General features: G+C 74.1%; 24 protein-coding genes. 13 read left to right on the plus strand and 11 right to left on the minus strand.

Annotated elements, in window-relative coordinates; translation table 11 throughout:
• The first annotated feature begins 52 nt into the window (after positions 1-52).
• Positions 53-1,795: a pyruvate dehydrogenase gene (locus ACWDYF_RS00135; protein ID WP_018571566.1), complete on the plus strand. Its 1,743-nt coding sequence runs from the start codon at positions 53-55 to the stop codon at positions 1,793-1,795.
• Positions 1,796-2,212: 417 nt separating this feature from the next.
• Positions 2,213-2,701 (plus strand): ATP-binding protein, encoded by a 489-nt coding sequence (locus ACWDYF_RS00140; protein WP_381739902.1) that lies wholly within the window; start codon positions 2,213-2,215, stop codon positions 2,699-2,701.
• Between the two features lie 151 nt (positions 2,702-2,852).
• Here ACWDYF_RS00140 and ACWDYF_RS00145 read toward each other — a convergent pair whose 3' ends face one another.
• Complete coding sequence (locus ACWDYF_RS00145) at positions 2,853-3,887, minus strand: DUF2637 domain-containing protein (protein WP_018571568.1); 1,035 nt, start codon at positions 3,885-3,887, stop codon at positions 2,853-2,855.
• Positions 3,888-4,213: 326 nt separating this feature from the next.
• Complete coding sequence (locus ACWDYF_RS00150) at positions 4,214-5,047, minus strand: (2Fe-2S)-binding protein (protein WP_389474323.1); 834 nt, start codon at positions 5,045-5,047, stop codon at positions 4,214-4,216.
• Positions 5,048-5,194: 147 nt separating this feature from the next.
• Here ACWDYF_RS00150 and ACWDYF_RS00155 point away from each other — a divergent pair, with 147 nt between their 5' ends.
• Positions 5,195-5,974, plus strand: a complete 780-nt coding sequence (locus tag ACWDYF_RS00155) for a GntR family transcriptional regulator (protein ID WP_389474321.1) — start codon at positions 5,195-5,197, stop codon at positions 5,972-5,974.
• 107 nt (positions 5,975-6,081) lie between these two features.
• On the opposite strand, the gene ACWDYF_RS00160 is transcribed toward ACWDYF_RS00155, so the two are convergent.
• Together ACWDYF_RS00160 and ACWDYF_RS00165 are read right to left on the minus strand one after the other, a co-directional pair.
• Complete coding sequence (locus ACWDYF_RS00160) at positions 6,082-6,846, minus strand: hypothetical protein (RefSeq protein ID WP_389474319.1); 765 nt, start codon at positions 6,844-6,846, stop codon at positions 6,082-6,084.
• Between the two features lie 166 nt (positions 6,847-7,012).
• Complete coding sequence (locus ACWDYF_RS00165) at positions 7,013-8,686, minus strand: PucR family transcriptional regulator (RefSeq protein WP_389474317.1); 1,674 nt, start codon at positions 8,684-8,686, stop codon at positions 7,013-7,015.
• A 347-nt stretch (positions 8,687-9,033) separates the two neighbouring features.
• Here ACWDYF_RS00165 and ACWDYF_RS00170 point away from each other — a divergent pair, with 347 nt between their 5' ends.
• From ACWDYF_RS00170 to ACWDYF_RS00195, 6 genes are all read left to right on the plus strand, one after another.
• Positions 9,034-9,924: an FAD binding domain-containing protein gene (locus tag ACWDYF_RS00170; RefSeq protein ID WP_018571573.1), complete on the plus strand. Its 891-nt coding sequence runs from the start codon at positions 9,034-9,036 to the stop codon at positions 9,922-9,924.
• Positions 9,924-10,508, plus strand: coding sequence for a (2Fe-2S)-binding protein (locus tag ACWDYF_RS00175; protein WP_018571574.1), 585 nt, complete (start codon positions 9,924-9,926; stop codon positions 10,506-10,508). Before ACWDYF_RS00170 ends, ACWDYF_RS00175 begins: the two co-directional genes overlap by 1 nt.
• 1 nt (position 10,509) lies before the next feature.
• Positions 10,510-12,897: a xanthine dehydrogenase family protein molybdopterin-binding subunit gene (locus ACWDYF_RS00180; RefSeq protein ID WP_389474314.1), complete on the plus strand. Its 2,388-nt coding sequence runs from the start codon at positions 10,510-10,512 to the stop codon at positions 12,895-12,897.
• Between the two features lie 267 nt (positions 12,898-13,164).
• Positions 13,165-14,631 carry an NCS2 family permease gene (locus ACWDYF_RS00185; RefSeq protein WP_018571576.1) on the plus strand — a complete coding sequence of 489 codons (1,467 nt, stop codon included), beginning with the start codon at positions 13,165-13,167 and terminating at the stop codon, positions 14,629-14,631.
• Positions 14,632-14,676: 45 nt separating this feature from the next.
• Positions 14,677-15,828, plus strand: coding sequence for an XdhC family protein (locus tag ACWDYF_RS00190; protein WP_381739909.1), 1,152 nt, complete (start codon positions 14,677-14,679; stop codon positions 15,826-15,828).
• A gap of 127 nt (positions 15,829-15,955) precedes the next feature.
• Positions 15,956-16,378: an acyl-CoA-like ligand-binding transcription factor gene (locus tag ACWDYF_RS00195; protein ID WP_389474311.1), complete on the plus strand. Its 423-nt coding sequence runs from the start codon at positions 15,956-15,958 to the stop codon at positions 16,376-16,378.
• Between the two features lie 295 nt (positions 16,379-16,673).
• Here the strand turns inward: ACWDYF_RS00195 and ACWDYF_RS00200 are convergent, their stop codons facing one another.
• Complete coding sequence (locus ACWDYF_RS00200) at positions 16,674-16,958, minus strand: YciI family protein (RefSeq protein ID WP_381739912.1); 285 nt, start codon at positions 16,956-16,958, stop codon at positions 16,674-16,676.
• A 71-nt stretch (positions 16,959-17,029) separates the two neighbouring features.
• On the opposite strand from ACWDYF_RS00200, the gene ACWDYF_RS00205 reads away from it, so the two are divergent.
• Entirely contained in the window at positions 17,030-17,926 is an 897-nt protein-coding gene (locus ACWDYF_RS00205; RefSeq protein WP_389474308.1) for a LysR family transcriptional regulator, read from the plus strand.
• Between the two features lie 21 nt (positions 17,927-17,947).
• Here ACWDYF_RS00205 and ACWDYF_RS00210 read toward each other — a convergent pair whose 3' ends face one another.
• On the minus strand, positions 17,948-18,388 hold the full coding sequence (locus tag ACWDYF_RS00210; protein ID WP_018571581.1) for an SRPBCC family protein: 441 nt from the start codon (positions 18,386-18,388) through the stop codon (positions 17,948-17,950).
• Positions 18,389-18,465: 77 nt separating this feature from the next.
• On the opposite strand from ACWDYF_RS00210, the gene ACWDYF_RS00215 reads away from it, so the two are divergent.
• Positions 18,466-18,993, plus strand: a complete 528-nt coding sequence (locus ACWDYF_RS00215; protein WP_389474306.1) for a GNAT family N-acetyltransferase — start codon at positions 18,466-18,468, stop codon at positions 18,991-18,993.
• On the opposite strand, the gene ACWDYF_RS00220 is transcribed toward ACWDYF_RS00215, so the two are convergent.
• Complete coding sequence (locus tag ACWDYF_RS00220) at positions 18,981-19,787, minus strand: polysaccharide deacetylase family protein (RefSeq protein ID WP_389474303.1); 807 nt, start codon at positions 19,785-19,787, stop codon at positions 18,981-18,983. The genes ACWDYF_RS00215 and ACWDYF_RS00220 overlap by 13 nt on opposite strands.
• Positions 19,788-20,006: 219 nt before the next feature.
• Between ACWDYF_RS00220 and ACWDYF_RS00225 the strand changes: the two genes are divergently transcribed.
• Complete coding sequence (locus ACWDYF_RS00225; protein WP_389474301.1) at positions 20,007-20,858, plus strand: helix-turn-helix domain-containing protein; 852 nt, start codon at positions 20,007-20,009, stop codon at positions 20,856-20,858.
• A gap of 35 nt (positions 20,859-20,893) precedes the next feature.
• On the opposite strand, the gene ACWDYF_RS00230 is transcribed toward ACWDYF_RS00225, so the two are convergent.
• Positions 20,894-21,205, minus strand: a complete 312-nt coding sequence (locus ACWDYF_RS00230; RefSeq protein ID WP_389474299.1) for a DUF3040 domain-containing protein — start codon at positions 21,203-21,205, stop codon at positions 20,894-20,896.
• 212 nt (positions 21,206-21,417) lie between these two features.
• Positions 21,418-22,158 (minus strand): MgtC/SapB family protein, encoded by a 741-nt coding sequence (locus tag ACWDYF_RS00235; protein WP_018571586.1) that lies wholly within the window; start codon positions 22,156-22,158, stop codon positions 21,418-21,420.
• A 116-nt stretch (positions 22,159-22,274) separates the two neighbouring features.
• Here ACWDYF_RS00235 and ACWDYF_RS00240 point away from each other — a divergent pair, with 116 nt between their 5' ends.
• On the plus strand, positions 22,275-22,727 hold the full coding sequence (locus ACWDYF_RS00240; RefSeq protein ID WP_389474297.1) for a TIGR03668 family PPOX class F420-dependent oxidoreductase: 453 nt from the start codon (positions 22,275-22,277) through the stop codon (positions 22,725-22,727).
• Between the two features lie 168 nt (positions 22,728-22,895).
• Here ACWDYF_RS00240 and ACWDYF_RS00245 read toward each other — a convergent pair whose 3' ends face one another.
• Together ACWDYF_RS00245 and ACWDYF_RS00250 are read right to left on the minus strand one after the other, a co-directional pair.
• The gene (locus ACWDYF_RS00245; RefSeq protein WP_018571588.1) at positions 22,896-23,696 is read right to left on the minus strand and encodes a S1 family peptidase; all 801 of its coding nucleotides are present in this window, start codon (positions 23,694-23,696) and stop codon (positions 22,896-22,898) included.
• A 247-nt stretch (positions 23,697-23,943) separates the two neighbouring features.
• Positions 23,944-26,787: an ATP-binding protein gene (locus ACWDYF_RS00250; RefSeq protein ID WP_389464615.1), complete on the minus strand. Its 2,844-nt coding sequence runs from the start codon at positions 26,785-26,787 to the stop codon at positions 23,944-23,946.
• Positions 26,788-26,883 lie beyond the last annotated feature (96 nt).

The following is a 26,883-nucleotide window of genomic DNA, read 5'->3' on the forward strand; positions in this document are numbered from 1 at the left end:
GAGTCCGCAGTGGTCGGCCGCAGTCGGCCGAAGACCGAAGGGTACCGGGAGCATGGCCAAGCAGAACGTCGCAGAGCAGTTCGTCGACATCCTCGTCCGTGCCGGTGTCAAACGCCTGTACGGCGTCGTCGGGGACAGCCTCAACCCGGTCGTCGACGCGGTCCGGCGCAACTCCGCCATCGACTGGATCCACGTACGCCACGAGGAGACCGCCGCGTTCGCGGCCGGTGCCGAGGCGCAGATCACCGGGAAGCTGACGGCCTGCGCCGGTTCCTGCGGCCCCGGCAACCTGCACCTCATCAACGGCCTGTACGACGCCCACCGCTCCATGGCCCCGGTGCTCGCCCTCGCCTCGCACATCCCCTCCAGCGAGATCGGCCTCGGGTACTTCCAGGAGACGCATCCCGACCGGCTGTTCCAGGAGTGCAGCCACTACAGCGAGCTGATCTCCAGCGCCAAGCAGATGCCCCGGCTGCTGGACACCGCCATCCAGCACGCGGTGGGCCGCAGCGGGGTCAGCGTCGTCACGCTGCCCGGTGACATCGCGGCCGAGCCGGCGCCCGAGAAGGCCGCCGAGACCGCCATCGTGACCTCGCGGCCCACCGTCCGGCCCGGCGACGCGGAGATCGACCGGCTGGTCCGGATGATCGACGCGGCCGACAAGGTCACCCTGTTCTGCGGCAGCGGCACGGCGGGCGCGCACGCCGAGGTGATGGAGTTCGCCGGGAAGGTCAAGTCACCGGTGGGGCACGCGCTGCGCGGCAAGGAGTGGATCCAGTACGACAATCCGTACGACGTCGGGATGAGCGGGCTGCTCGGCTACGGCGCCGCCTACGAGGCCACCCACGAGTGCGACCTGCTGATCCTGCTCGGCACGGACTTCCCGTACAACGCGTTCCTGCCCGACGACGTGCAGATCGCGCAGGTCGACGTGCGGCCCGAGGTGCTCGGCCGGCGGTCCAAGCTCGACCTGGCCGTGTGGGGCGATGTGAAGGAGACGCTGCGCTGTCTGATCCCCCGGGTGCGGGAGAAGACGAACCGGCGGTTCCTCGACCGGATGCTCAAGAAGCACACGGACGCGCTGGAGGGGGTCGTCAAGGCGTACACGCGCAAGGTCGACAAGCACGTCCCGATCCATCCCGAGTACGTGGCCGCGGTGCTGGACGACCTCGCCGCCGACGACGCCGTGTTCACCATCGACACCGGCATGTGCAACGTGTGGGGCGCCCGCTATCTCTCGCCCAACGGGCGCCGCCGGATCATCGGTTCCTTCTCGCACGGGTCCATGGCGAACGCGCTGCCGATGGCGATCGGCGCCCAGTTCACCGACCGGAACCGGCAGGTGGTCTCGCTGTCCGGGGACGGCGGCTTCGCCATGCTGATGGGCGACTTCCTGACCCTGGTCCAGTACGACCTGCCGGTGAAGGTGGTGCTGTTCAACAACTCCTCGCTCGGCATGGTGGAGCTGGAGATGCTGGTCGCGGGCCTGCCCTCGTACGGCACCACCAACAAGAACCCGGACTTCGCCGCCGTGGCCCGTGCCTGCGGCGCGCACGGTGTCCGGGTGGAGAAGCCCAAGGAGCTGGCGGGCGCCCTGAAGGACGCGTTCAAGCACAAGGGCCCCGCGCTGGTGGATGTCGTCACCGACCCCAACGCCCTGTCCATCCCGCCGAAGATCAGCGCCGAGATGGTGTCCGGCTTCGCCCTGTCGGCGTCCAAGATCGTGCTCGACGGCGGGGTGGGGCGGATGCTCCAGATGGCCCGGTCGAACCTGCGCAACGTGCCGCGGCCCTGAGAACGCCCGTGGAGAGCGTCGTACTCCGGCCAACTTCCGGCCGCGGTGGGGCCGCCCGGCTGTCGCACACCTGAGCGACCATAAGTGCCCGTACGGGCCCGCGCGTGGCCGGAAACGGCCGGGCGTGAGCGGCGGCGGCCCGGCCCGGGAACCACGGGCCGGGCGGCCGGGCATCCCGGGTGCGTCCGGCGGGGCACCTGCCGTGCCCCGGGTCCATGGCAGGGCGGTCCGGAACACCCCTGGGGGGCGGTGTCCGGAGTGCCCGGACTTGGCCGAACACACGGTCGTTGACGATTCGACATGACTGGCCCGGACCTCACGGGGCATGGATTCCCGTGAACGTGTTCGAGCTGGAGGGGAACCGACATCGGCACGCGGGCGGGGGAGATGACGAGTCAGGCACGAGGGGGCGGGCCCATGACGGCGGGGGCCTCCCCGGTGAGGACGGCGGGGGACGAGGCATTCGGAGAGGCGGACCGTGCGGCGGAACGAGAGGCGGACCGGGCGGTCGACCGGGCGGCGGCGTCGCAGCTGAGACGACGGCTGGGCCGGGCGGATCTGCGGGCGGTGCCCGAGGCCAGACGGGCGCTGCGCGAGCTGCTGCACCGCTGGGGGCCGCCGGAGCGGTCGGAGGTCGCCGAACTGCTCACCAGCGAACTGGTGACCAACGCGCTGGTGCACACCGACGACGACGCGATCCTGACGGCCACCGTGTCCCCGGACGGACTGCGCGTGGAGGTACGGGACTTCGTGGCCCGGGGACCGCGGCCACGGGTGCCGGTCGCCGCCGAGGACACCAACGGCAGGGGGCTGGTGCTGGTCGAGTCCCTCGCGGACGACTGGGGCGTGTGCCCGCACGAGGTCGGCAAGTCCGTCTGGTTCGAGCTGGGCGCGCGGGCTGCCTGACCCGGGACGGGAGACGGGAGCCGGACGGCGGGGCGGCGCGGGCAGCACCGACCACACCGACGACCCCGACAACCCCGACAACGGGGAGGGGGCCCGGACCCCGTGGTCCGCGCCCCCTTCCTCCACGGTCCGTCAGCGACCGTACGGCCCGTCAGCCGAACTGCTGCTCAAGGTCCTTGAGCTTGCGCTCCAGCGAGTCCAGACGCGGCAGCGCCTGTGTGTCGTCCTCCGCGGTGAGGTCGACGGTGATGGCGTCACCGCCCTTGCGGACGGGCTGGAGCGAGGGCCGGGCGCGCACCGGGAGCGGTTCCGCCGCTATGGCAGGCTCCGTGACGGCCTGGGAGGAGCCGCGCTCCAGGGCCTGTGCCTCGCCCTGCCGGCCGCCCCGGCCGGGAAAGCCGCGGTGGCCCCGGCTGATCGCCTTGAGCTGGGCGCGCTCCACCCGGTCGTGCTCGCGCCGCAGCCGCCGGTTCTCCTCCTTCTGCCGGGCGTCCTCGCGGACCTCCTCGACCGCCTCGTCCAGGCTGCGCACGTTCTCCAGGAGCATCAGCGACCAGGCGCGGTAGGTCTCCCGGGGGGCCCGCAGCCAGCGGACGATACGGATCTGCGGCAGCGGCCGCGGAACCAGGCCCTGCTCGCGCAGGGCGGCCCGGCGGGTCTGCTTCAGCGCGCGGTCGAAGAGGACCGCCGCGGACAGCGACATGCCGGCGAAGAACTGGGGCGCGCCCGCGTGGTCGACGCCCCGGGGCGCGTGCACCCAGTTGAACCAGGCGGCGGCAGCGGCGAAGAGCCACACCAGCAGCCGGGAGCCGAGCGCCGCGTCACCGTGGCTGGCCTCGCGCACCGCGAGCACGGAGCAGAACATCGCGGCGCCGTCCAGGCCGAACGGCACCAGGTACTGCCAGCCTTCGGTCAGGCCGAGGTTCTGCTCGCCGAAGCCGACCAGGCCGTGGAAGGAGAGGGCCGCGGCGACCGCCGCGCAGCAGAACAGCAGGACGTAGGAGGCGGTGCCGTAGACGGCCTCCTTGCGCCTGCGGCGCTCCTCGCTGCGCTCCCACGAGTCGTCCGTGTTCGTCTTCCCTTCGGACCGCTTGCCGCGCGCGAGCACCGCCACCGCCGCCAGCACGCCCAGGAGCAGTACGGCGCCCGGAAGCAGCCAGTTCAGCGATATGTCGGTCAGTCTCATCTGGGGTCCCTTGCATGGGGATAGGGCGTAACGCCCGCCATAGTGTCCCAATCCCACCGGCCCTCAGGGGGTTTCGGGGCAAGAGACCGCCAAGGGGGTGCAAGGGGCTGCCCGAGGACGGCGTTCTGCTCGAACTGCCGCATGAGGGGCGGGAGTTGAGTTCGAATAAGACTACCCGTACGGATGGTTCCGCGGAAAGTTCCCGTGCCGGGTGGGGAAAGCGTGAATCTCCCGTGACCGCGGCGCCCGCAAAGGTGCCCTGTTCGCGGATGATCTTACGGGACGCACGGCGGTGCTCCGTACCGCCTGACGGTCCGTCAGAAGGCTCAAGCGGCTGCGGTGGCGGCGAGTTCGGGGGTCCGGGCCGTGCCGCAGGTGCGCGGGCAGCCGGCGCAGATCTCCTCGGGGCGCACGGTGTAGAACATGCAGCAGCTGACCCGGTCCCGGGCGGGCGAGGCCGTGTCGCCGGGGGCGGCCGGCTCGCGGAAGGCCGTCGAGCCGACGAAGGGGCGGGTGGTGCCGGGCAGCAGCAGCTCCAGCTCCCGCCGGGCCCGCTCCTGCTCGCCGAGCAACTGGGCGACGTAGTGCAGGCCCTCGACGACCTCGTCGGTCGCCATGCCCCACATGGCCCGGCCGCGCCGCCGCGTGCGCGGCCCGAATCCGGCGAACACCGGTTCCAGGTGCTCGGCGACGGCCGCCCGCACCTCGGCCCGCAGGGCGTCCTCGTCGGGCACCACGCGGGCGCCGGGCAGGGCTGCCGCCGGGTCGTCCGGCAGGCAGGCGAAGGAGCCGGGGCGTACGGCCATGCGGCCGGCGGTGCGGTCGTACCAGACGCACTCCGGGGGCAGGTACGGCACGCGGCGGTGCAGGAACCACGGGACGGTGAACAGCAGGCAGGCCGGCCAGGCGTACCGGTGCAGTCCGAAGCTCGCCACCACGTCCGGGCGGGCCGGGGCGCCGTAGTCCCGCAGGACCTGTGCGTCGTCCCAGGCCAGATACGCGTCCAGGGCGTCGCCGCCCGCCGCGAGGGCCGCGGCCGACACCCAGGCGCCCCCGGCCGGGGCCTCGCCCGCCGGTCCGGTCTCCACGACCGTGAAGTGGGGCAGGGCCTCGGTGAGGCGGGCGTAGGCGTCCGCCACGGCCGAAGGGTGCGCAGGCATGCGGGACCGCCGATCAGCGTTCGAAGGGCTGCTGGGTGAGAGGTAAGCCTTACCTTACTCAACTTCTCCGGAATGTGAACCCTCGGCCCCTTGCGCCTAGGGTGCCTTGACGGACGAGTGACAACTCGTCCCCCTGAATGGCGTCATATGGCCTCATGCCAGGGCGGAACAGGCGAGCGGACCCGGAGGAGGACCGTGGAGCAGGGCATACCGGCCCCCGCCGGGGCGGGAATTCCGCGCAGTGCACCGGCGGCGCCGGCGGCACCGGCGGCACCGGCGGCACCGGCGGTACCGGCGCCCCGGGAGGTGCGGCGCGCCTCCGTGCGCGGGCAGGTCCTCGACGCGCTGCGCACGGCCCTGGTGACGGGGGAGCTGCGGCCCGGCGGGCTGTACTCGGCGCCCGCGCTCGGCGAACGGCTCGGGGTGTCGGCGACCCCGGTGCGCGAGGCGATGCAGCAGCTCACGCTGGAGGGCGCCGTCGAGGTGGTGCCCAACCGGGGCTTCCGCGTCGTGGAGCGCGACGCCCGCGAGGCCGCCGAGCTGGCCGAGGTGCGGGCCCTGGTCGAGGTGCCCGTGCTGCTCCGGCTGGCCGGCACCGTGCCCGCCGGACGCTGGGCCGGGCTGCGCCCGCTGGCCGAGGCCACCGTCCGGGCCGCGTCCTCGGGCAGCCCGGCCGCCTACGCCGAGGCCGACCGCGCCTTCCACGGCGCCGTGCTGGCCCTGTCCGGCAACGAGCAGCTCGTCCGGGTCGCCGGTGATCTGCACCGGCGGGCGCAGTGGCCGCCGCCCGGCGCCCGCGCGCGCATCGCCCGCGCCGGCCTGATCGCCGACGCCGCCGAGCACGGCGCCCTCCTGGACGCCCTGATCGCCCGCGACGGCGCCACGGTGCGCGCCCTGGTGGACGCCCACTTCGCCGCTCCGGGCTGACCGGCGCGGACCGGGCGCCCGCGCCGCCGGATCGGCCCGCGCCGCCGGATCGGCCCGCGCCCGCCGGACGGGCCCGCGCCCGGCGGACCGGGCCGTGGTCCCGGGGGTCAGGCCGTGGCCGCGCCCGGTGGCGGGGCGAGCTGCCGGGACAGCCAGGTGGGCACGCCGCCCAGCAGGCGGAACAGCCGGCGGGCCTCCTCGCGCAGCCGGGACGCCTCGGGCTCCTCCTCGGTGTCGGCCAGGGAGACCAGGGCGGGGGCGGTGCCGACCAGATAGCCCAGTTCCTCGCGGATCCGCAGGGACTCGGCGAACCCGTGCCGGGCCTCGGCCAACTCGCCCTCGCGCAGGGCGAGTCCGGCCAGATGGCGCCAGGTGAAGGAGAGCAGCAGCGGGTCGGGGCGGGCGGTGGCGCCCGCGTGGGCGCGGCGGTAGGCGGCGAGCGCGGCCTGCGCGGAGCGGGTCAGGTTCTCCGCGACCAGCCCGCGCCGGAAGTCCAGCAGCGCCCGCCCCGCCCCGCCCGGCTCGATCAGCGCGGCGGCCCGGCCGAGCGCCGAGCGCGCCTCGTCGGCCCGGTCCCGCACGCCGTGCAGCGTCGCGGAGTAGGCCAAGTACCCGCGTTCACAAGCGGCGGCGCCGCGCTCCTCGTCGGAGTGGGCCAGCGCCTCCGCGGTGCGCAGCGCGTCCTCGGCCTCCTCCCAGCCCGCCTCGGTGTACAGACAGCGCTCCACCAGCAGCACGGTGCGCTGGAGCGCGGCGGCGGCGGTGCCCACCGGCAGCAGCGCGGCCGCGTCGGCCCAGCACGCGCGTGAGCGCAGCCGCCATACCGCGGTCTGGAGTGGATCGTCACCAGCGGTCGTTCCGTTACCAGACATGGCGGTATGCGCCACGTTGCCCTCCCCGAGCACGCCTTCGAGCCTTGAGTGGTGGCCGCATCTCAGCATGGATCCGGCGGCCCGGCCAAGGGGGCGGGTGAAGGATTTCACAAAGTCGTGGGACGGTGGCCGGTACGCGCCGCCGACGGCCGCCCGCGCACCGGCCTCAGCTCATGCGCAGGGCCAGGAAGAAGTCCAGCTTGTCCTCCAGGCGCGACAGGTCACGACCCGTCAACTGCTCGATCCTCCCCACCCGGTAGCGCAGCGTGTTGACGTGCAGGTGGAGCCGGGTCGCGCAGCGCGTCCAGGAGCCGTCGCAGTCGAGGAACGCCTCCAGGGTCGGGATCAGCTCCGCGCGGTGCCTGCGGTCGTAGTCGCGCAGCGGGTCCAGCAGCCGCGCGGTGAAGGCGCGGCGCACGTCGTCCGGGACGAACGGCAGCAGCAGCACGTGCGAGGCCAGCTCCTGGTGCCCGGCCGCGCAGACCCGGCCGGGGCGGGCCGCCGCGACCCGGCGGGCGTGCCGGGCCTCCTCCAGGGCGCCGCGCAGCCCCTCGGCGGAGTGCACGGCCGCGCTGACGCCGAGGGTGAGCCGCCCGTCGTCGTCCAGACCGGCGGCCAGCGGGTCCCGTACGGAGCGCAGCAGCGCGTCGGCGAGGATCCCGGCCCCCGGGCCTTCCTGCTCGGCGGGGACGGCCGGGAGCGGCACCAGGGCGATGGCCTCGCCGCCGCTGTGCGCGACGGCTATCCGGTCGGACGGCTCGGGGCCGGTGCTGTGCGGGTCGACCAGGATCTCCTCCAGCAGCGACTGGGCGATGGGGCCGCTCTCCTCGCCGCGGCCGTCCCACTCGACGCGGGCCACCACCACCTGCCAGTGCGGGGCCGAGCCGAGGCCGGGCAGCAGCACCGGCGCGGCCACCCGCAGCCGCGCCGCGATCTCGGCGGGCGGCGCGCCGCTCTGCACCAGCTCCAGCACCTCCTGCGCGAGCCGTCTGCGCACCGTGCGCGCCGCGTCCCGCCGGTCCCGCTCGACCACGATCAGCTGGGTGACGCCCTGGAGCAGGTCGAGCCGCTCCTCGGCCCAGTCACCGGCGTCCGCCTCGACGGCCAGCAGCCAGTCCGACAGCACCGTCTCGCGCACGTCCCGCCCGGCCTGCGGGGAGCGCCCGCCGCCGCGGATGGGGAACAGTGAGTACGTCGTGCCCTCCAGCGTGACCCGGTGCGGTCCGCGCCGTCCGGTGCGGGCGGCCGCCAGCTGCTCGGCGGCCAGCGTCCGGCAGGTCTGCGGGGGCAGCGCGGGCCCGCCCAGCCTGGGCCCGGCGATCAGCCGTCCGGCGGGGGAGAGCAGCCAGGCCCGCAGGTCCAGGTCGGAGCCGAGCAGGTCCAGGACCACGTCCGGGCCGCCGCCCGCCGGTCCCGCGGTCATCATCCGGCGGTGCCGGTCCACCACGGCCGCGAGATCGCCCGCCCGCTCGCCGGAGACCTGCCGCACCACGTGCTCGGTGATCGTCGCGAACGCCACCGACTCGTGCACCGCGAACAGCGGCAGCCGGTGCCGGGCGCAGGCCAGCACCAGGTCCTCGGGCACCTCGCCCAGCTCGGCCTCGCCCGCGGCCAGCGCGGCGACCTGGGCCTGCACCAGCGTGCGGACGAACGGCTCGGCGTCGGCCGCGTCCCGGCGCCAGGCCAGGCCCGTCAGCACCAGCTCGCCGCCGGCGAGGTAGCGGCTCGGGTCGCGCAGGTCGGTGGTCATCACACCGCGGACGGTGCGGTCCAGCTCCTCCTCGCCGCCGAGCAGTTTCAGGCCCAGCGCGTCGGTGTCCAGCAGTGCGCGCAGCCGCATGTCTCGTCGCCGCCGTTCTCTTGTCTCGAAAACTATGATGGATCTTGTGGGCGCGGGGTCCGCCCGATGGCCGGCCGGCGACTGGGCCGCTGGTGGGGCCCCGCCGGGCCGTGACCTCTGTTTCCCGGGGGAAACGAAGATGCGGGTGACGGCCTTCGTTCATACGAATCTACAAGATGCATCCCGCGGCCAGCCAAACCCTTCATGGTTTCGGTGACTGACCCCGCCGGAGTACTCGGTTGTGTACTGACTCCACTCCACGTGAACAGCACATGAACGAGCCTGGCCCGCCGCACACGGATTGGCTCAATCTGTACGACCTTCCGAGACGAAGAAGAGAGCCGGTCATGGACTTCCTTCGCCCCGCCAGCTGGGAGGAGGCGCTCGCCGCGAAGGCCGAGCACCCCACCGCTGTACCGATCGCGGGCGGCACCGACGTGATGGTCGAGATCAACTTCGACCACCGCCGGCCCGAGTACCTCCTCGACCTCAACCGCATCGGAGACCTCTACGAGTGGGAGGTCGGCGAGGACAGCGTGCGGCTGGGCGCCTCGGTGCCCTACACCAGCATCATGGACGCTCTCCGTGCCGAGCTGCCCGGCCTGGCGCTCGCCTCGCACACGGTGGCCTCCCCGCAGATCCGCAACCGCGGCGGCGTCGGCGGCAACCTCGGCACGGCCTCTCCCGCCGGTGACGCCCACCCCGCCCTGCTCGCCGCGGGCGCCGAGGTCGAGGCCGAGTCGGTGCGCGGCACCCGCCGCATCCCGATCGACGAGTTCTACACCGGCGTCAAGCGCAACGCCCTCGCGCCGGACGAGCTGATCCGCGCCGTGCACATCAAGAAGGCGGACGGCCCGCAGCAGTACTCCAAGGTCGGCACCCGCAACGCCATGGTCATCGCGGTCTGCGCCTTCGGCATCGCCCTGCACCCCGAGACCCGCACCGTCCGCACCGGCATCGGCTCGGCCGCCCCCACCCCGGTGCGCGCCGCCGCCGCCGAGGAGTTCCTGGCCGCGGCCCTGGAGGAGGGCGGCTTCTGGGACAACGGGAAGATCATCACGCCGTCGGTGGCCAAGCAGTTCGCCGAGCTGTGCTCCGCCGCCTGCAACCCGATCGACGACGTCCGGGGCACCGCGAGCTACCGCCGCCACGCGGTCGGCGTGATGGCCCGCCGGACACTCACCTGGACCTGGGAGTCGTACCGCGGCACCCGCCGCGCCACCGAGGGAGCTGCGTGATGCGCGTCAACTTCACCGTCAACGGACGCCCGCAGGAGGCCGACGACGTCTGGGAGGGCGAGTCCCTGCTCTACGTGCTGCGCGAGCGCCTGGGCCTGCCCGGCTCCAAGAACGCCTGCGAGCAGGGCGAGTGCGGCTCGTGCACGGTGCGCCTGGACGGCGTGCCGGTCTGCTCCTGCCTGGTCGCGGCCGGACAGGTGCAGGGCCGCGAGGTCGTGACCGTCGAGGGCCTGGCGGACTTCGCCCGGCAGCGCGCCGAGGGCGCCGGCTGCGCGAGCGGCGCCTGCGGCACCTCGCTGGACGAGGCCAAGGGCTGGCGCGCCCAGGGCACCGACTCGCAGACCGGCGAGGGCACCGAACTGTCCCCGGTGCAGCAGGCGTTCATCGACGCGGGCGCCGTCCAGTGCGGCTTCTGCACGCCCGGCCTGCTGGTCGCCGCCGACGAGATGCTCGAACGCAACGCCAACCCGACCGACGCGGACATCCGCGAGGCACTGTCGGGCAACCTGTGCCGCTGCACGGGCTACGAGAAGATCATGGACGCGGTGCGCCTGGCGGCCGCCCGCCAGTCCGAGGGGGTCTGACATGACCACGGCCAACGGTGCTCCCACCAAACTCACCCAGGGCTACCGCACCAAGGGCGGTGTCGGCGAGTCCACGCTCCGGCCCGACGGCATCCTCAAGGTCACCGGCGAGTTCGCGTACTCGTCCGACATGTGGCACGAGGACATGCTCTGGGGCCAGATCCTGCGCTCCACCGTCGCGCACGCCGAGATCGTCTCCATCGACATCTCCGAGGCGCTCGCCCTGGCCGGCGTGTACGCCGTCCTGACCTACGACGACCTGCCCGCCGAGATGAAGCACTACGGCCTGGAGATCCAGGACACCCCGGTGCTCGCCCACGGCAAGGTGCGCCACCACGGCGAGCCGGTCGCCATCGTGGCCGCCGACCACCCCGAGACCGCGCGGCGCGCCGCCGCCAAGATCAAGGTGGAGTACAAGGAGCTGCCCGTCATCACCGACGAGGCCTCCGCGACCGCGCCGGACGCCGTCCTCATCCACGAGATGCGCGACGACCACCACATCGGCCACGTCCCGCACCCCAACATCGTGCACCGCCAGCCGATCGTGCGCGGCAATGCCGACGAGGCCGCGAAGAAGGCCGACTTCATCGTCGAGGGCGACTACTACTTCGGCATGCAGGACCAGGCGTTCCTCGGCCCCGAGTCCGGTCTCGCCGTGCCCGAGGAGGACGGCGGCGTCCACCTCTACGTCGCCACCCAGTGGCTCCACTCCGACCTGCGCCAGATCGCGCCCGTCCTCGGCCTGCCCGAGGACAAGGTCCGCATGACCCTGGCCGGCGTCGGCGGCGCCTTCGGCGGTCGCGAGGACCTGTCGATGCAGATCCACGCCTGTCTGCTGGCGCTGCGCACCGGCAAGCCCGTCAAGATCGTCTACAACCGGTTCGAGTCCTTCTTCGGGCACGTCCACCGTCACCCGGCCCGGCTGCACTACGAGCACGGCGCCACCAAGGACGGCAAGCTCACCCACATGAAGTGCCGGATCGTGCTGGACGGCGGCGCCTACGCCTCCGCCTCCCCGGCGGTCGTCGGCAACGCCTCCTCGCTGGCGGCGGGACCGTACGTCATCGACGACGTGGACATCGAGGCCATCGCCCTCTACTCCAACAACCCGCCCTGCGGCGCCATGCGCGGCTTCGGCGCGGTCCAGGCGTGCTTCGCCTACGAGGCGCAGATGGACAAGCTCGCCGACAAGGTGGGCATGGACCGGGTGGAGTTCCGCCGGCTCAACGCCATGGAGCAGGGGACCCTCATGCCGACCGGGCAGCCGGTCGACTCCCCGGCCCCGGTCGCCGAACTCCTGCGCCGCGTCAAGGCGATGCCGCTGCCGCCCGAGCGGCAGTGGGAGTCCAGCGAGGGCGCCGACGTGCGCCAGCTGCCCGGCGGACTGTCCAACACCACGCACGGCGAGGGCGTCGTCCGGGGTGTCGGCTACGCGGTCGGCATCAAGAACGTCGGCTTCTCCGAGGGCTTCGACGACTACTCCACCGCCAAGGTGCGCATGGAGGTGGTGGGCGGCGAGGCCGTCGCCACCGTGCACACGGCCATGGCGGAGGTCGGCCAGGGCGGCGTCACCGTGCACGCCCAGATCGCCCGCACCGAGCTGGGCGTCACCCAGGTCACCATCCACCCGGCCGACACCCAGGTCGGCTCGGCGGGCTCCACCTCGGCCTCCCGGCAGACGTACGTCACCGGCGGCGCCGTCAAGAACTCCTGCGAGCTGGTGCGCGAACGGGTCCTGGAGATCGGCCGGCGCAAGTTCGGCTCCTACCACCCCGCCTGGGCCACCGCCGAACTCCTGCTGGAGGGCGGCAAGGTGGTGACCGACGGCGGCGAGGTCCTCGCCGGTCTGGCCGACGTCCTGGAGGACGAGGCCGTGGAGATCGAGGCGGAGTGGCGCCACCGGCCCACCGAAGCCTTCGACCTGCGCACCGGCCAGGGCAACGGCCATGTGCAGTACTCCTTCGCCGCGCACCGCGCCGTCGTCGAGGTCGACACCGAACTCGGCCTGGTCAAGGTCGTCGAACTGGCCTGCGCGCAGGACGTCGGCAAGGCGCTCAACCCGCTCTCCGTCATCGGGCAGATCCAGGGCGGCACCACCCAGGGCCTGGGCATCGCCATCATGGAGGAGATCATCGTCGACCCGAAGACGGCGAAGGTCCGCAACCCCTCCTTCACGGACTATCTGCTCCCCACCATCCTCGACACGCCGACCATCCCGGTCGATGTGCTCGAACTCGCCGACGAGCACGCCCCGTACGGGCTGCGCGGCATCGGCGAGGCCCCCACCCTGTCGTCCACCCCGGCCGTCCTCGCGGCGATCCGGAACGCGACCGGTCTCGAACTCCCCCGCACCCCCGTCCGTCCGGAGCACCTGACCGGCAGGGCGTAGGACTCCAGCACGGACCGGCCGGGCCCACGGGTTCCGGCCGGCCCGGACCGGAGAACCGGCAGACCCTCCGGGCGGCGCACCGGAACGTCACACTTCCGCGCCGCCCGGAGCACTCCCCCCGCACACCCTTCGAGTTCCGCTCCGCTCGCGGCCCTTGAAGTACCAGCACCAGTTCGTCTCGGGCCGTCCCCCGGGCCGTCCATTCCCAAATCCCGTGCCCAGGAAGGGCTTTCACGGGTGCACCTATGAACCTTGGGAGTTGGCCCCATGACCCAGCAGTCTGTGGAGCCGAGGACCGCCGCCGAAGACGCGGGCGCGGGCAGCCGCGTCCCGGCAGGGCGGTCCTGGCTCGACCGGTACTTCCACATCACCCGGCGGGGTTCCACGATCGCGCGTGAAGTGCGCGGCGGCGTCACCACCTTCATGGCGATGGCGTACATCCTGCTGCTCAACCCTGTCATCCTCTCCGGCAAGGACGTCGCCGGAGACACCCTGGGCCAGAAGGCCCTGATCACCGCGACGGCGCTCGGCGCGGCGTTCACCACGCTGCTCATGGGCTTCGTCGGCAAGGTGCCGCTCGCCCTGGCCGCCGGACTCTCGGTGTCCGGGGTGATCTCCACCCAGGTGGCGCCGAACATGACCTGGCCGCAGGCCATGGGCATGTGCGTGGCCTACGGCGTGGTCATCATGCTGCTGGTCGTCACCGGCCTGCGCGAGATGATCATGAACGCGATCCCGCTGCCGCTCAAACACGGCATCACCATGGGCATCGGCCTGTTCATCGCCTTCATCGGCCTGGTGAAGGCCGGCTTCGTCGGCCGCAACCCGTCGCCCGGCGGCGGCCCCGTCGTCCTCGGACCCGGCGGTGAGCTGTCCGGCTGGCCGGTGCTGCTCTTCGCCGCCACCCTGCTGCTGATCTTCGCGCTCCAGGCCCGCAACATCCCCGGCGCCATCCTCATCGGCATCGTGGGCGGCACCGCCGTGGCGGCGGTCCTGAACGCGACCGGCGTCATCGACGCCAAGCAGTGGGTGAACGGCGCCCCCGAACTCCACGGCAGCCCCGTGTCCATGCCCGACTTCTCGCTCTTCGGGCATGTGTCCTTCAGCGGCTGGGGCGACGTCGGCGTCATGACGGTCACCGTGATCGTCTTCACGCTGGTCCTGGCCGGTTTCTTCGACGCGATGGCCACCATCATCGGCGTCGGCACCGAGGCGAACCTCGCCGACGACAAGGGCCGGATGCCCGGCCTGTCCAAGGCGCTGTTCATCGACGGCGCCGGCGGCGTGGTCGGCGGTGTCGCGGGCGGCTCGGGACAGTCCGTCTTCGTCGAGTCCGCCACCGGCGTGGGGGAGGGCGCCCGCACGGGCTTCTCCTCCGTGATCACCGGCCTCTTCTTCGCGGCCTGCCTCTTCTTCACCCCGATCACCGCGATCGTCCCCTCCGAGGTCGCCTCCGCCGCCCTCGTCGTCATCGGCGCGATGATGATGATGAACGCCCGGCACGTCGACTGGGGCGACCGCGCCACCGCGATCCCGGTCTTCCTGACCGTGGTCATCATGCCGTTCACGTACTCCATCACGCCCGGCGTCGCCGCCGGTGTGGTCTCGTACACGGTCATCAAGGTCGCCCAGGGCAAGGCCCGGGAGATCGGGGCCTTCATGTGGGTCCTGACGGCGGTCTTCCTCGTGTACTTCGCCCTCAACCCGATCGAGGGCTGGCTCGGCGTCCACTGACCGAGCCCCGCGCCCTCCACCCGATCGCTGTAAGGAGAACGACAGATGCTGGACATCGCCGAGGAGTTGGACCGGTGGGTCGAGCAGGGCCGTGACTTCGCCGTCGCCACCGTGGTGGCCGTCGGCGGCAGTGCCCCGCGCCAGCCCGGCGCCGCCCTCGCGGTGGACGCCGAAGGCACCGCGATCGGCTCGGTCTCCGGCGGCTGTGTGGAGGGCGCGGTCTACGAGCTGTGCCGACAGGCCCTCCAGGACGGCGAGAGCGTCCTGGAGCGGTTCGGCTACAGCGACGAGGACGCCTTCGCCGTCGGCCTGACCTGCGGCGGAGTCATCGACATCCTGGTCACACCGGTACGGGCCGGCGACCCGGTCCGTCCGGTGCTCGCCGCCGCGCTGACCGCCGCAGCCCGCGGCCGGGCGGCGGCACTGGCCCGGATCGTGTCCGGACCGGCCGAACTGATGGGCCGCGCCCTGCTGGTGCGCCCGGACGGCAGCCACGAGGGCGGCTTCGGCGGCCACCCCGAACTGGACCGCACGGCGGCCGCCGAGACCGCCGCCCTGCTCGACGCCGGGCGCACCGGCACCGTGGAGATCGGCGAGCGGGGATCGCGCTGCGGCTCCCCGCTCACCCTCCTCGTCGAGTCCTCCGTACCGCCGCCCCGCATGATCGTCTTCGGCGCGATCGACTTCGCGTCCGCGCTGGTGCGGATCGGCCGCTTCCTCGGCTACCGCGTCACCGTCTGCGACGCCCGCCCCGTCTTCGCCACCCGCGCCCGCTTCCCGGAGGCCGACGAGATCGTCGTCGAGTGGCCCCACCGCTACCTGGCGGACACCCAGGTCGACGGCCGCACCGTGCTGTGCGTCCTCACCCACGACGCCAAGTTCGACGTACCCCTGCTGGAACTCGCCCTGCGGCTGCCGGTCGCCTACGTCGGCGCCATGGGCTCCCGGCGCACCCACCTGGACCGCAACGCGCGCCTGCGCGAGGTCGGCGTCGGCGAACTGGAACTCGCCCGGCTCAGGTCCCCCATCGGCCTCGACCTCGGCGCCCGCACCCCCGAGGAGACCGCGCTGTCCATCGCCGCCGAGATCGTGGCCGGCCGCCGCGGCGGCAGCGGCGTCTCGCTGACCGGCGCGCACACCCCCATCCACCACGACCCGGCGACCCGGCCCGCCGCCCGCATCGGCTCGGTCGCCTAGTACTCCGGTGCCATGTCGTCCTCCGGTGTGACGCCGCGATCTTGTGGGGAACCCTGGCCGGGAACGGGCGCGGTCACCGCGTGATCACCGGGGGTGCGCGGACTCCTCTCGCCCGACCAGGCCGGCCGTGCGATCACGGGAGGAGCAGGAGCTTGCCGCCGGGGCGGCGGGACCGGCTGAACTCGGCCGCTTCCTGGATCTGGTCACCTCCATCGAGGCGCTGCTGACCGCGCTGGGGACCGCCGAGGAGATCTTCCGCCCGCGCGAGTTCCTGCTGCGCCGGGGAAGAGTGATCGCCGCCAACCCGGCACTGGCCGAGCGCGATCTGATCAAGCTCGCCGACATCGCCGACGCGCTGGCACCGGCGCTCGAGCGCCGCGGCGTCGAGCCCGGCTCCGCACGCTTCGTCATCGACGTGGTGCTGGCGATCCACCGGCGCGCCATGCCCCGCTGGCTCGCCGAGCCGGACACCACCCTCGCCCAGCTCATGGCCCAGGCCACCGCCGAGCTGCGCGAAGTGGTCGCGCTGCCGGCTCCGACGGTCCGCTGAGCCGACCGCAGCAGAGCCGCAGCGGAGAAGCAGCGCCCACCGGGCCGACCGCGACCCGCTCCAGCGGGATCGCCTCGGCGCCCTCCTGGGCGATCGAGCCCGTCACCGGTGGCGTCGCCGCGATGACCAGGCACATCGGCTGCACCGAGGGGAGCGCGCGGACCTGTCGGCTGCCGCCTCGTGGGCAAGGGCGGCGCACCGAAGCGTGTGCCCCCGCCGGTGTCCGGTCGCAGAACCGGCCGGACACCGGCCGATCGCGGGCGCGCGCCACCCTGCGCAGCGCGGTGCCGTCCGGTCAGGAGGAACCGGCGTCCGCGCCCTCGCGTCGCCACACCGGGCGGAAGCAGAGGATCTCCGCGGTGGCCGCGCCGCTGGTGACGAACGGGTCCGCGGCGACGGCGGCCTCGACCGCCGCGCGCGGGCCCTCGGCCAGGACCACCCCGCCCCGGCGCGGCTCCAGCGGCCCGGCGATCTGGGCCAGGCCCTGTGCGAACACCCCCTCGGGGTGGGTGTAGTGCGCCTCCTTGAGGGAGTCGACGGTCTCCAGCGGGGCCTGGTATCGGAACACGATGACGTACATGGCTCCACTCAAGGGCACCCGGGCCGCCCCGCACCAGGACCGGTCACCGAGGCACCTATAGGCTGGAACCTATGGGTCCGCCGGAGGAGATCCCCGAACTGGAGCTACGCGCGCTGCGGTACTTCGCCGCCGTCGCCGAGGCGGGCACCGTCACGGAGGCCGCGCGGCGGCTGCGGATCGCCCAGCCCAGCCTGAGCCAGCAGATCAAGCAGCTCGAACGGCGCGTGGGCGCACCGCTGTTCCGGCGGCTGCCCCGGGGCATGGAGCTCACCGAGGCGGGCCGGCTGCTGCTGACCGGGGTCCGCCGGGCGCTGGACGCGCTGGGCTCCTCGGTCGCCGCGGCCCGCGCCGTCCCGGTGACCGCGGCGCTCGGCGTGTGCCGGGGCGTACCGGGGGAGGTGCTGCGCCGCGCAGAGTGGATCCTGACCGGTGCCCGGCCCCTGCGGCTGGTCCACGAACAGGCCGACTCCGCCCGCCAGGGCGAACTGCTGCGCACCGGAGCCCTGGCCTACGGCATCCTGCGCGCACCGGTGGACGACACGGCGGGCCTCGATCTGCGCACCCTCGCCGACGAGCCCCTCGGCGTGCTGCTGGGCCACCGCCATCCGCTGGCCGGACACACCGAGCTGACCTGGGACGATCTGGCGGGGCAGCGGCTGCTCTGGTTCCCCGGGCGGCGGGCCCCCGGCTACGCCTCGGCCGTCCGCGAGCGGCTCGCGCGGCACGGCTGGCATCCCGGCCTCCTCGTCGAGGACACCGGCAGCCACGGTCTGTTCCGGCACGCGCTGCTCGGCCACGACGACGTGGTCGCGCTGCGCACCCGCGCCGGTGCCGCCACCGACACCGACCTCCTCTGGCGCCCCGTCGGCCCCGAACCGCCCCGGGAGCGGCTGCTCCTGGCGACCGCCGCCCGCGGACCGTGGGCGCCGCTGCCGGAGCGGGAAGAGGCGGTGGACGGGCGGCCGTAGCGCCCCGGACGGCAGGCGCGTTCAGGGGCGGCGCAGCAGCCCGTCCACCGCCCGGCCGAACACCGCCCGCGCCGCACGGTCCAGCAGCGGATCGAAGAGGGCGGGCAGGAACCGCACCCGCAGCTCCTCCCGCCAGCGCACGCGCGTACGGCCGCCGGGGTCCTGCCGCACCTCGATCTCCGCCCGGCCGAGGATCACCCGGCCCCGTTTCTCCAGTCGGCACAGGCCCGGCTCACCACCGGCGGGCGGGCGCCAGAGGGTGACCTCCATGGGGTCGTCGAAGCCCAGCGGGCCGAGGCCGGTCCGGGCCACGAAGCGGGTGCCCGCACCGGTGGGCGCCGGGGTGAGCACGGTGACGCGGGTCAGCGGGACCGCGCCGCCGTGCCGCGGCCACTCGGTGAGCCGCCGCCAGGTCTCGCCCGGGGACAGCGGCGGCGTGCGTTCCAGGCAGAAGGTGACCACCAGACGATCGTAGACAGCCGCGGCCCCGCGGCCACCTGTCCGCGGCCGGGCCACCCGGGCGGCCGTACGCTGGGCCCATGCTGACACTGGAGCGGCTGCGCCCCGGCCACGCCGACGCGCTGCTCGCCTTCGAGCGGGAGAACCGGCAGTGGTTCACCCGCACGATCTCGGACCGCGGGGACGCGTACTTCGCCGGGTTCGCCGAGGTGCACCGGGCCCGGCTCGCCGAACAGGACGCCGGTGCCTGCCACTTCCATCTGGTCCTGGACACCGGGGGCACGATCCTCGGCCGGGTGAACCTCGTCGACGTCGCCGACGGAAGCGCCGAACTGGGGTACCGCGTCGGCGAGCGGGCCGCGGGCCGGGGTGTCGCGACGGCCGCCGTACGGGAGGTGTGCCGACTGGCCGCCGCCGCGTACGGGCTGCGGCAGCTCACCGCGGTCACCACGCTGGACAACCCGGCGTCCAGGACCGTGCTCGCCCGCAACGGCTTCGCCGTGACGGGCGAGGTGAGCGTCACCGGCCGGCCGGGGCTGCGGTTCCTGCGCGTGCTCGGCCCCCGCGACGCGGCCCCGGCCCCGGATGCGGACGGTCAGGGCCGGTAGACCTTGCCCGGCACCGGTTTGCCCGGGGCCAGGAGCTGGGGCACGGTGACGAACACGTACCCGCGCTCCTTCAGCGCGTCGATGATGCCGGGGACGGCGGGCACCGTCCCCTTGTAGATGTCGTGCAGCAGGATGATCCCGTCACGGGACGACTGGTCCAGCACCCGCTTCTTGATCAGCTCGGAGTCGGTCGTCGTGTAGTCCTTGGCGGTCACGCTCCACAGGACCTCCGACATGCCCATCTCCTTGGAGATCCGCTGCACGGTGTCGTCGGTCCGGCCCTGCGGCGGGCGCATCAGGGTGGGCTTGTGCCCGATGAGGCGCTCGATCGCGTCGTTGGGCCGCTTCAGCTCGTCGCGTATCTGGGCCTCGGATATCTCGGTGAGGATCTTGTGGTCCCAGGTGTGGCTGGCCACCTCGTGGCCCTCGGCCGCCATCCGCTTGACCAGTTCCGGGTACGTGTCGATGTGCCGCGCCCCGAGCAGGAAGAAGGTGGCGGGCACCTTCTTCTCCTTCAGGATGTCGAGCAGCCGCGCGGAGTTCTCGCTGGGCCCCGCGTCGAAGGTCAGGGCGATGCACTTGGCCTGACGACAGTCCACGGTGCCGAACCGGCCCGGCGCGCCGGCCGCCGCCTGGGTCCTGGCCGTGCTCGGACTGGTGGCGTCCACGGTGGTGCAGCCGCTCAGCGCCAGGGTCAGGCCGGCCGCGGCGGCCAGGGCGACGATCGCGCGGAACCTCGTCCCCGATTGCGCGGTTCTCCCGTTCGTGCTGGTCTTCTTGGTCAAGGAAGGCATGCCGGGGACTTTACAGAGGCGCTATAGACGCAGTGTATAGCGGGGTCGAATAGTTGAGCGCCGCACGTATGACCGGACGTCGATGGGGTGATGTGTGCCGTTACGTCACGGGATCGCCCTGAGCCGACGCATGGCCGGTTGCCTCGCCCGCCGACTGACCGTGCCGCCGGGACGGGCCGGGGCGGCCGGGCATCGCCCGCGCCGGGTGACAATGGAGCCATGAACACGGCGGCCGACCCCCGCGAACTCGGGGCCTTCCTCAAGACCCGCCGGGCCGCGCTGGCACCGGACGAGTGCGGGCTGCCCCCGGCCGAGTCGCGCCGCAGGGTCGCCGGGCTGCGCCGCGAGGAGGTCGCGCGGATCGCCGCGATCAGCGTCGACTACTACACCCGGCTGGAACAGGGCCGGGTCGCCGCCTCGGCGTCCGTGCTCGCCGTCCTGGCCCGCGCGCTGCGCCTGGACGAGGACCAGGAGACGTATCTGTACCGGCTGGCGGGCAAGACCGACGCCCGCCCGGACCGGCGGCGCCCCGCCCAGCGCGTACGGCCCGCGCTGCGGCGCCTGCTCGCCCAGCTCCCCGGTGCCCCGGCGATCATCCTGGGCCAGCGGCTGGACGTCCTGGCCTGGAACGCGGCGGCGGTGGCCCTCTACACCGACTTCGCGGAGATACCGGGGGACCGGCGCAACTATGTGCGCCTGATGTTCACCGACCCGGTGGTGCGCGCACTGCACCGCGACTGGCGGCACGACGCGCGCGACGCCGTCGCCGCCCTGCGCATGGGCGGCGCGGCCGACCCCGACGACCCCGGCCTCGGGCGGCTCGTGGCCGAACTCTCCGCCGCGGACCCCGACTTCCGCACCTGGTGGACCGAACGCCGCGTCACCACCTCCAGCCACGGCACCAAGCTGTACCGGCACCCCGTGGCCGGGGACCTCACGCTCGACTGCGACACCTGGAACAGCCCGGACGGCTCGGGCCAGCGCCTGATGGTGCTCACCGCGGAGCCCGGCAGCCCGTCCCACGAGGCGCTGCGCCTGCTGACGGCCGGGGCGGGGGCCACCGCCCCCTGAGGCCGTCCGGCCGGACGTACCCGGGGCGGCACCCCTCAGCGGATCCGTGCCCGATGGCACCACAGACGCAGGGCCGCGAACAGCGCGGCCGGCCACACCGCGGCGAACGCCCAGACCACCCCCGGCTCGCCGGTGGCGACCCCGGCCGCGAGGAGGGCCACGGCCACCGCGAGCAGCGCGATCACGGTCACGGGCCGCGGCGCGTAGGCCGCCACCCGGGCCGGGTCGGGGCCCCGGCGCCGGTGCGTGGCGCTCAGCCGCCGGGCCAGTCTGCGGTCACGGCTCAGGGCGCGTTCTATCTCGTCCAGGATCCGCTGCTCGTGATCGGGAAGTCGGTATGTCGACACTGTTGCTCCTACGGGGACCGAGCTGCCTGCCGCGTCCCGTTCCGGGTGCCCGTACCGTCCTGCGGCTAACCGTGACGGACCCGCCGCGGACCCCTCTCGCGCACCCCCGGCAGCGCGGTCGGCGCCTCGGCCCCGTCCGGCCCGCGCGGGCGACAGCTCGGCCGGGGAGCCGGGGAGCGAGTGAGCCGGAGGGGAGCCGGGGGAGCCGGGGGCTAGGCGTCCTGCTCGTCCTCCGCCCCGAGGTCCAGTTCCACGTCGACGACGCCGTCCTCCTGGAACAGCTCGGACGCCAGCAGCCCGGTGTCGGCGGTGCCCTCCAGGCGCAGCAGGACCCGGGCGGCGGCGTCGGTGCGGCCGGGCAGCCGGTCGGCCTTGAACTCCAGGATGCGAAAGCCCCGGCCGGTGCACCGCTCCATCAGCCGCGGCAGCAGCGCCCGGCCCGTCAGATACGTCAGCCGCACCTCGACGGTGCCCGGCACACCGCGGCGGGTGAGCCGGCCGGAGAGCCGGGGATAGCCGCGCACCACCAGGAAGTGCAGCACCGTCGTGGCCAGCGCCAGGACCGGCAGACCGCCCCCGCAGGCCATGCCCACGGCACAGGTCAGCCAGATGGTGGCGGCGGTCGTCAGCCCGCGCACCGCGTCCCGCCGTACGAAGATCAGACCGCCGCCGATGAAGCCGATGCCGGAGACGATCTGGGCCGCCACCCGGGACGGGTCGAAGGACACGTGGTCCAGGCCCAGCACATTGGTGAAGCCGTGCTGCGACACCTCCATCATCAGCGCGCTGGCGACCCCGACCAGGGTGTGGGTACGCAGCCCCGCGCTCTTCTGGTGCGCCTCCCGCTCCCAGCCGATCAGGCTCGACAGCAGCAGCGCGAGCCCCAGCTCGGCGAGCTGGCGCAGCCCCTGTCCATTGGCCACGTCCCACAACGGAACCGCGAGCCCCGGCATGCGTCTCCCTTCGTCGCCCTCGTCTCGGCGTCCGGACCTCATTGTCCGCCCCGTACGGCTCCGAGGGGGTACCCGGGGGCGGGACGCGCTCACCCGGCGGTGAAGGAGGCCCCGACGTGCCACGTCTGGACGCGCGGGAGGCCCGGCGGCGATTCGCGGCCGCGCGGGTGGCGCACCTGGCCACGGTGGACCCGGCCGGCCGCCCGCACCTGGTGCCGGTGGTGTTCGCCGTGCGGGGCGACACGATCGTGACGGCGGTCGACCACAAGCCGAAGACCACCACCGCCCTGCGACGCCTGCGTAACATCGCCGCCCACCCGGCCGTCTGCCTGCTCGCCGACGCCTACGACGAGGACTGGACCCGCCTGTGGTGGGCCCGCGCCGACGGCCACGCCCGGATCCTGCCGCCGGACAGCCCTGACGGTACGTCGGCTCCCCGTCGGCGCGCGCTGGAACTCCTGCGGCACACCTACCCGCAGTACGCGGCCCGCCCGCCGGACGGCCCGGTCGTCGAGATCACCGTCCGGCGCTGGACGGGCTGGACGGGCTGGACGGGCTGGACGGGCTGAACCGGCTGGACGGGCCGGGCGGTATGAACACCGCCGCCTGGACGGCGAGCGGCCGCACAACCGTGCCGCAGCCGGGGCGCCGGGTGTTGGAGAGGGGGCGCTGCGGGCCGCTCGTGGAGGCCCGCAGCGCCCCCTGGTCGCACCCCGGGGGACCAGCCCCGGGAGACCTCAGGAGCCGAGCTGCGCGGTGACCAGGTCCGAGAACGTGGCCAGCCGGGTGTAGACACCCGGCCGGCCCGCCTGGGCGCAGCCGTCGCCCCATGAAGTGATCCCTGCCAGGACGCCCCCGACTAGCAGGGGACCGCCGCTGTCGCCCTGGCAGGTGTCTGTGCCGCCGGAGTCGTACCCGGCGCAAACCATGTCGCTCGCGACGAAGTCGGAGCCGTAGGCGTCCGCGCACCCGGTGTCGGACATCACCGGGACGGTCGCCGTCCGCAACTGCTCGGAGGCGCCGCCGCCTTCGGCGGTGGTGCCCCAGCCCAGCACCCGTCCGGTGCTGCCGGGCGCGTACACCGAGGTGTCCGCGGCCGAGACGTACGGCGCCGGGGTGTACGGCATCGCCGCCGCCAGCGTCAGCACGGCCACGTCGGAACCGCTCGCGGCGTCCGTGAAGTCCGGGTCGACCCAGATGCCGCTGACCTTGCCGACCCTGCCGTCGCTGCCGTGCAGGTTCGTGCGGCCCCCGACCACCCGTACCCCGCCCGCGCTCTCCCCGGCCACGCAGTGCGCCGCGGTGACCACCTTCCTGGCCGCCACCAGCGTGCCCCCGCAGAACTGCTTGCCGGACGCGTCCGTGACCTGCATGACGAAGGGGTACGCCGAGGTCGTGGTCGGTGTGCCGCCGACGACGGACTCCGGTACGGCGGCGGCCGCTCCGGGCGCGGTGAGCAGCGCGGTGGCGGCACCGGCCGACAGTGCGGCGGCGGCGCGTCCCAGTCGCCTGGGTCGGACGCGGGTGAGGCCGAACATGCGTCTCCTCGTGGGCTGGCCGGTGGGGGGTCGCACAGGTGCGGGGGACCGGGCGGGCCGAGGGACCCGGTCCGGACTCCCGTGGATCCGGGCGAGCGGCACGTCCTTCACGCTAGGGCCCGTCCCGCACGGCCCCAATGAGGGAACCCCCTAGCCCGCCCCCACAGGGAAAACCCTCGATGGCCCCGCACCGGTGACCGCGGCCGTCCGCACTGTGTTCCACCCGGTCAGTCAACCCGGGCCGTGCTCACTTCGCGCGCCGGCCTGCCGCCAAACGGACGATGTCGACGCGCGAACGGATGCCCAGCTTGCGGTAGACCCGGGTCAGGGTCGCCTCCACCGTCTTGACGCTGATGAAGAGCCGCCCGGCGATCTCCCGGTTGGTCGCGCCCTCCATGACGAGGGAGGCGACCTGACGCTCCATCGAGGCCAGTCCGTCCAGCACCGGCGGCACCGCCTCGGGCTCCGGCCGGGCCGGACGGGCCGAGGCGGCGGTGTCCACCCGGCGCAGCCACGGCCGGGCCCGGCAGCGCCGGAACAGGCGCGCCGCCTCGTCGTACGCGGCCGGGCCCGGGGCCGCGGGGCCCGGCGCGCGGGCGGCACCGGGCGCGCGCGGGACGGTGTGCAGCCCGGCGAGCGCGAAGGCGGCCCGCGCCTCCTCCAGGCCGTTGCCCAGCTTGGCCAGCCGGTCCTGCGCGGACGTCAGCCGGGCCACGGCCGCCTCGGTCTCGCCGTGGGCCGCGCGGACCAGCGCCTCCGCCCGGTCCAGCACGGCGAGCACGCTCTCGCGGCCCAGCCGCAGCGCGTGGGTGCGGGCCGTGTCGATGACCTGCTGGGCCTCGGCCGGTTCGCCGGCCAGCACCAGCGCCTCCGCCAGGTCGCCGTGCCAGCGGCCCCGGGCCGGGTCGGTGATGCCGAGGCCCTGCTCCAGCTCCCGCACCCGGCGCAGCGTCGCCGCGCACGCCCGCGCGTCGCCCGCGACGAACTGGGCGTAGCCGAGGGCCGCCAGCGCGCGCGAGAGGTACATCTGGTCGCCGTCCTCCTCGGCGAGCCTGACCGCGTCCCGGGCCAGGCCCAGCGCCCGTTCGGTGTCCCCGCCGGACGCCTCGGCGAAGCAGGCCAGCATGGCGGAGGCGCCCTCGCCGATCCCGGTGTCCCGGGCCAGCCGCAGGCTCTCGCGGGCCAGGTCGAGGGCGCGCCCGCAGTGCCCGGCGCGCAGTTCGGTCTCGGCGAGCAGCCGCAGGTAGTGCACCTCGCTCTCCACCATGCCGCGCCGCCGCACCTCGCCGAGCAGCGCGGTGATGGTGGCCCGCGCCTCGGTGAGCCGGTCGCTCATCAGCAGCCAGCGGTAGCGGGCCGAGCCGACGCCGTTGTGGTGGCAGGCCACGTAGGGGTCCTGGGGCTCCTGGGTGGCGCGGGCGATGGTCTCCGATGCGTCGGGATGGCCCATCAGGGTCTCGGTGGACGCCTGGAAGGCCAGCGCCATCAGCTCGGTGCGCCGGTCCCGGCCGCGCGCGGCCAGTTCGGCGGCGTGCGCGGCCTCCTGGCGGGCCTCGGCGAAGTCGCCCTCGACGACCAGGGCCCGCCAGGCGAGCTGGTAGTGGACCTGGGCGAGCAGTCCGGGGTCGTCACCGGCGTCGGCGAGCGCCTGCGGGAAGACCGCGTCCACGTCCCCGAGGGCCTGCCCGGCGGCCTCGACCACCACCATCCAGGCCCGCACCCGCTGGGCGGGCACGGCGGCCCGGGTCAGCACCTCCCGGGCGATGTCCCGGGCGAGGTCCACCTCACCGGCCGTGATGGCGTCCTCGGCGGCCGCCAACCGCCGTTCGTCGGGGCCCGGTTCACCGTCGGCCGGGGTGTGCCGGGCGGCGAGCAGCCCGAGCGAGGCGGCCACCGAGGGGGCGCCGCGGTCGCGGGCCAGCGCGGCGGCCTCGGCCAGCCGGGCGGCCACGTCCGGGTCGGTGCCGGTGGTGGCCAGGGCCAGATGGCGGGCGCGTTCGATCGGGTCGGAGGCCGCGGTGGACAGCGCCGCGTGCACGGCCCGCCGCTCCTGGGCGGGCGCCTCGGCGTACAGCGCGGCGGAGATCAGCGGATGCGCGAACCGGACGGCGGGGCCCTCCGGTTCGGTGGCCAGCAGTCCGAGCCCGGCGGCCTGGGCGCACTCGGCCTCGGCGTTCTCCCGGCCGGCCGCGTGCAGCAGCGCCGGGGTGGGGCGGGCGCCCGCGCTGGCCACCAGGAGGGTGCGGCGGGCCTCCTCGGACAGCATCTCCAGCCGGCTGAGCACCAGGGCGCGCAGCGAGGTCGGCACCGGCAGCGGTTCGCCGGGCCGGGGCGAGGCGGGGCTCTCGGCGAGCGCCCGGCCCAGCTCCAGCGCGAACAGCGGGTTGCCGCCGCTGGTGCGGTGGATCTCGCGGACCGTGGAGCGGGGCAGCCCGGTGTAGCCGCGGTGGTCGAGCAGCGCGGAGACCTGGGCGCGGGAGAGCGGGCCCAGCCGCACGGAGAGGGTGTCGGGCGGGCAGGCGCGCAGCTGGCGGGCGTAGTCCTGGTCCTCGGTGCGCACCGCGCACAGCATGCGTACGGGGGTGCCGCCCAGCCGGCGGGCGGCGAACCCGAGGAGTTCCGCGCTGGCCGGGTCCAGCCACTGGAGGTCGTCGGCGACGATCAGGACCGGGCCGCGCGCGGCGAGCGCGCGCAGGGTGGAGAGCACCGCCAGGCGCAGCGCGAGCCCGTCGCGCTGGAGGGTGGACTCGCCGCGTCCGGTGAGCGCCGACTCCAGTGCGGTGCGCTGGGCCGCGGGCAGTTCCCCGGCCACCTCCGGAAGGACCAGACCAAAGAGATCGGCGAGGGCCAGGAACGGCAGATGGGATTCGGACTCGGTGGCGGAGCAGCGCAGAACGGTGCGGGCCGCGGCGGAGTATTCCGTCGCCAATGCCCGCAGCACCGTCGACTTTCCTATTCCGGCCGGTCCGTGCAGCAGCACACTCCCGCCGCGTCCGAGCTGCTCACGGGCGGCGGCGGACGGTTCGGCCCGGCCGATGACCAGGTCGGAGCGGCAGCCCGCAGGATCCCTGGAGTCCCGTCGCACGGTCACCGCTCCCCTCGTGTCGTGTCCGGGCCAAATTCTAGGCATCGAGCCGGTGAATTCCGGACTCCCGGGGTGGTGAGGGAAATAACAGCGGCGGCGGCA

The sequence above is a fragment of the Streptomyces sp. NPDC003284 genome (assembly GCF_053589675.1).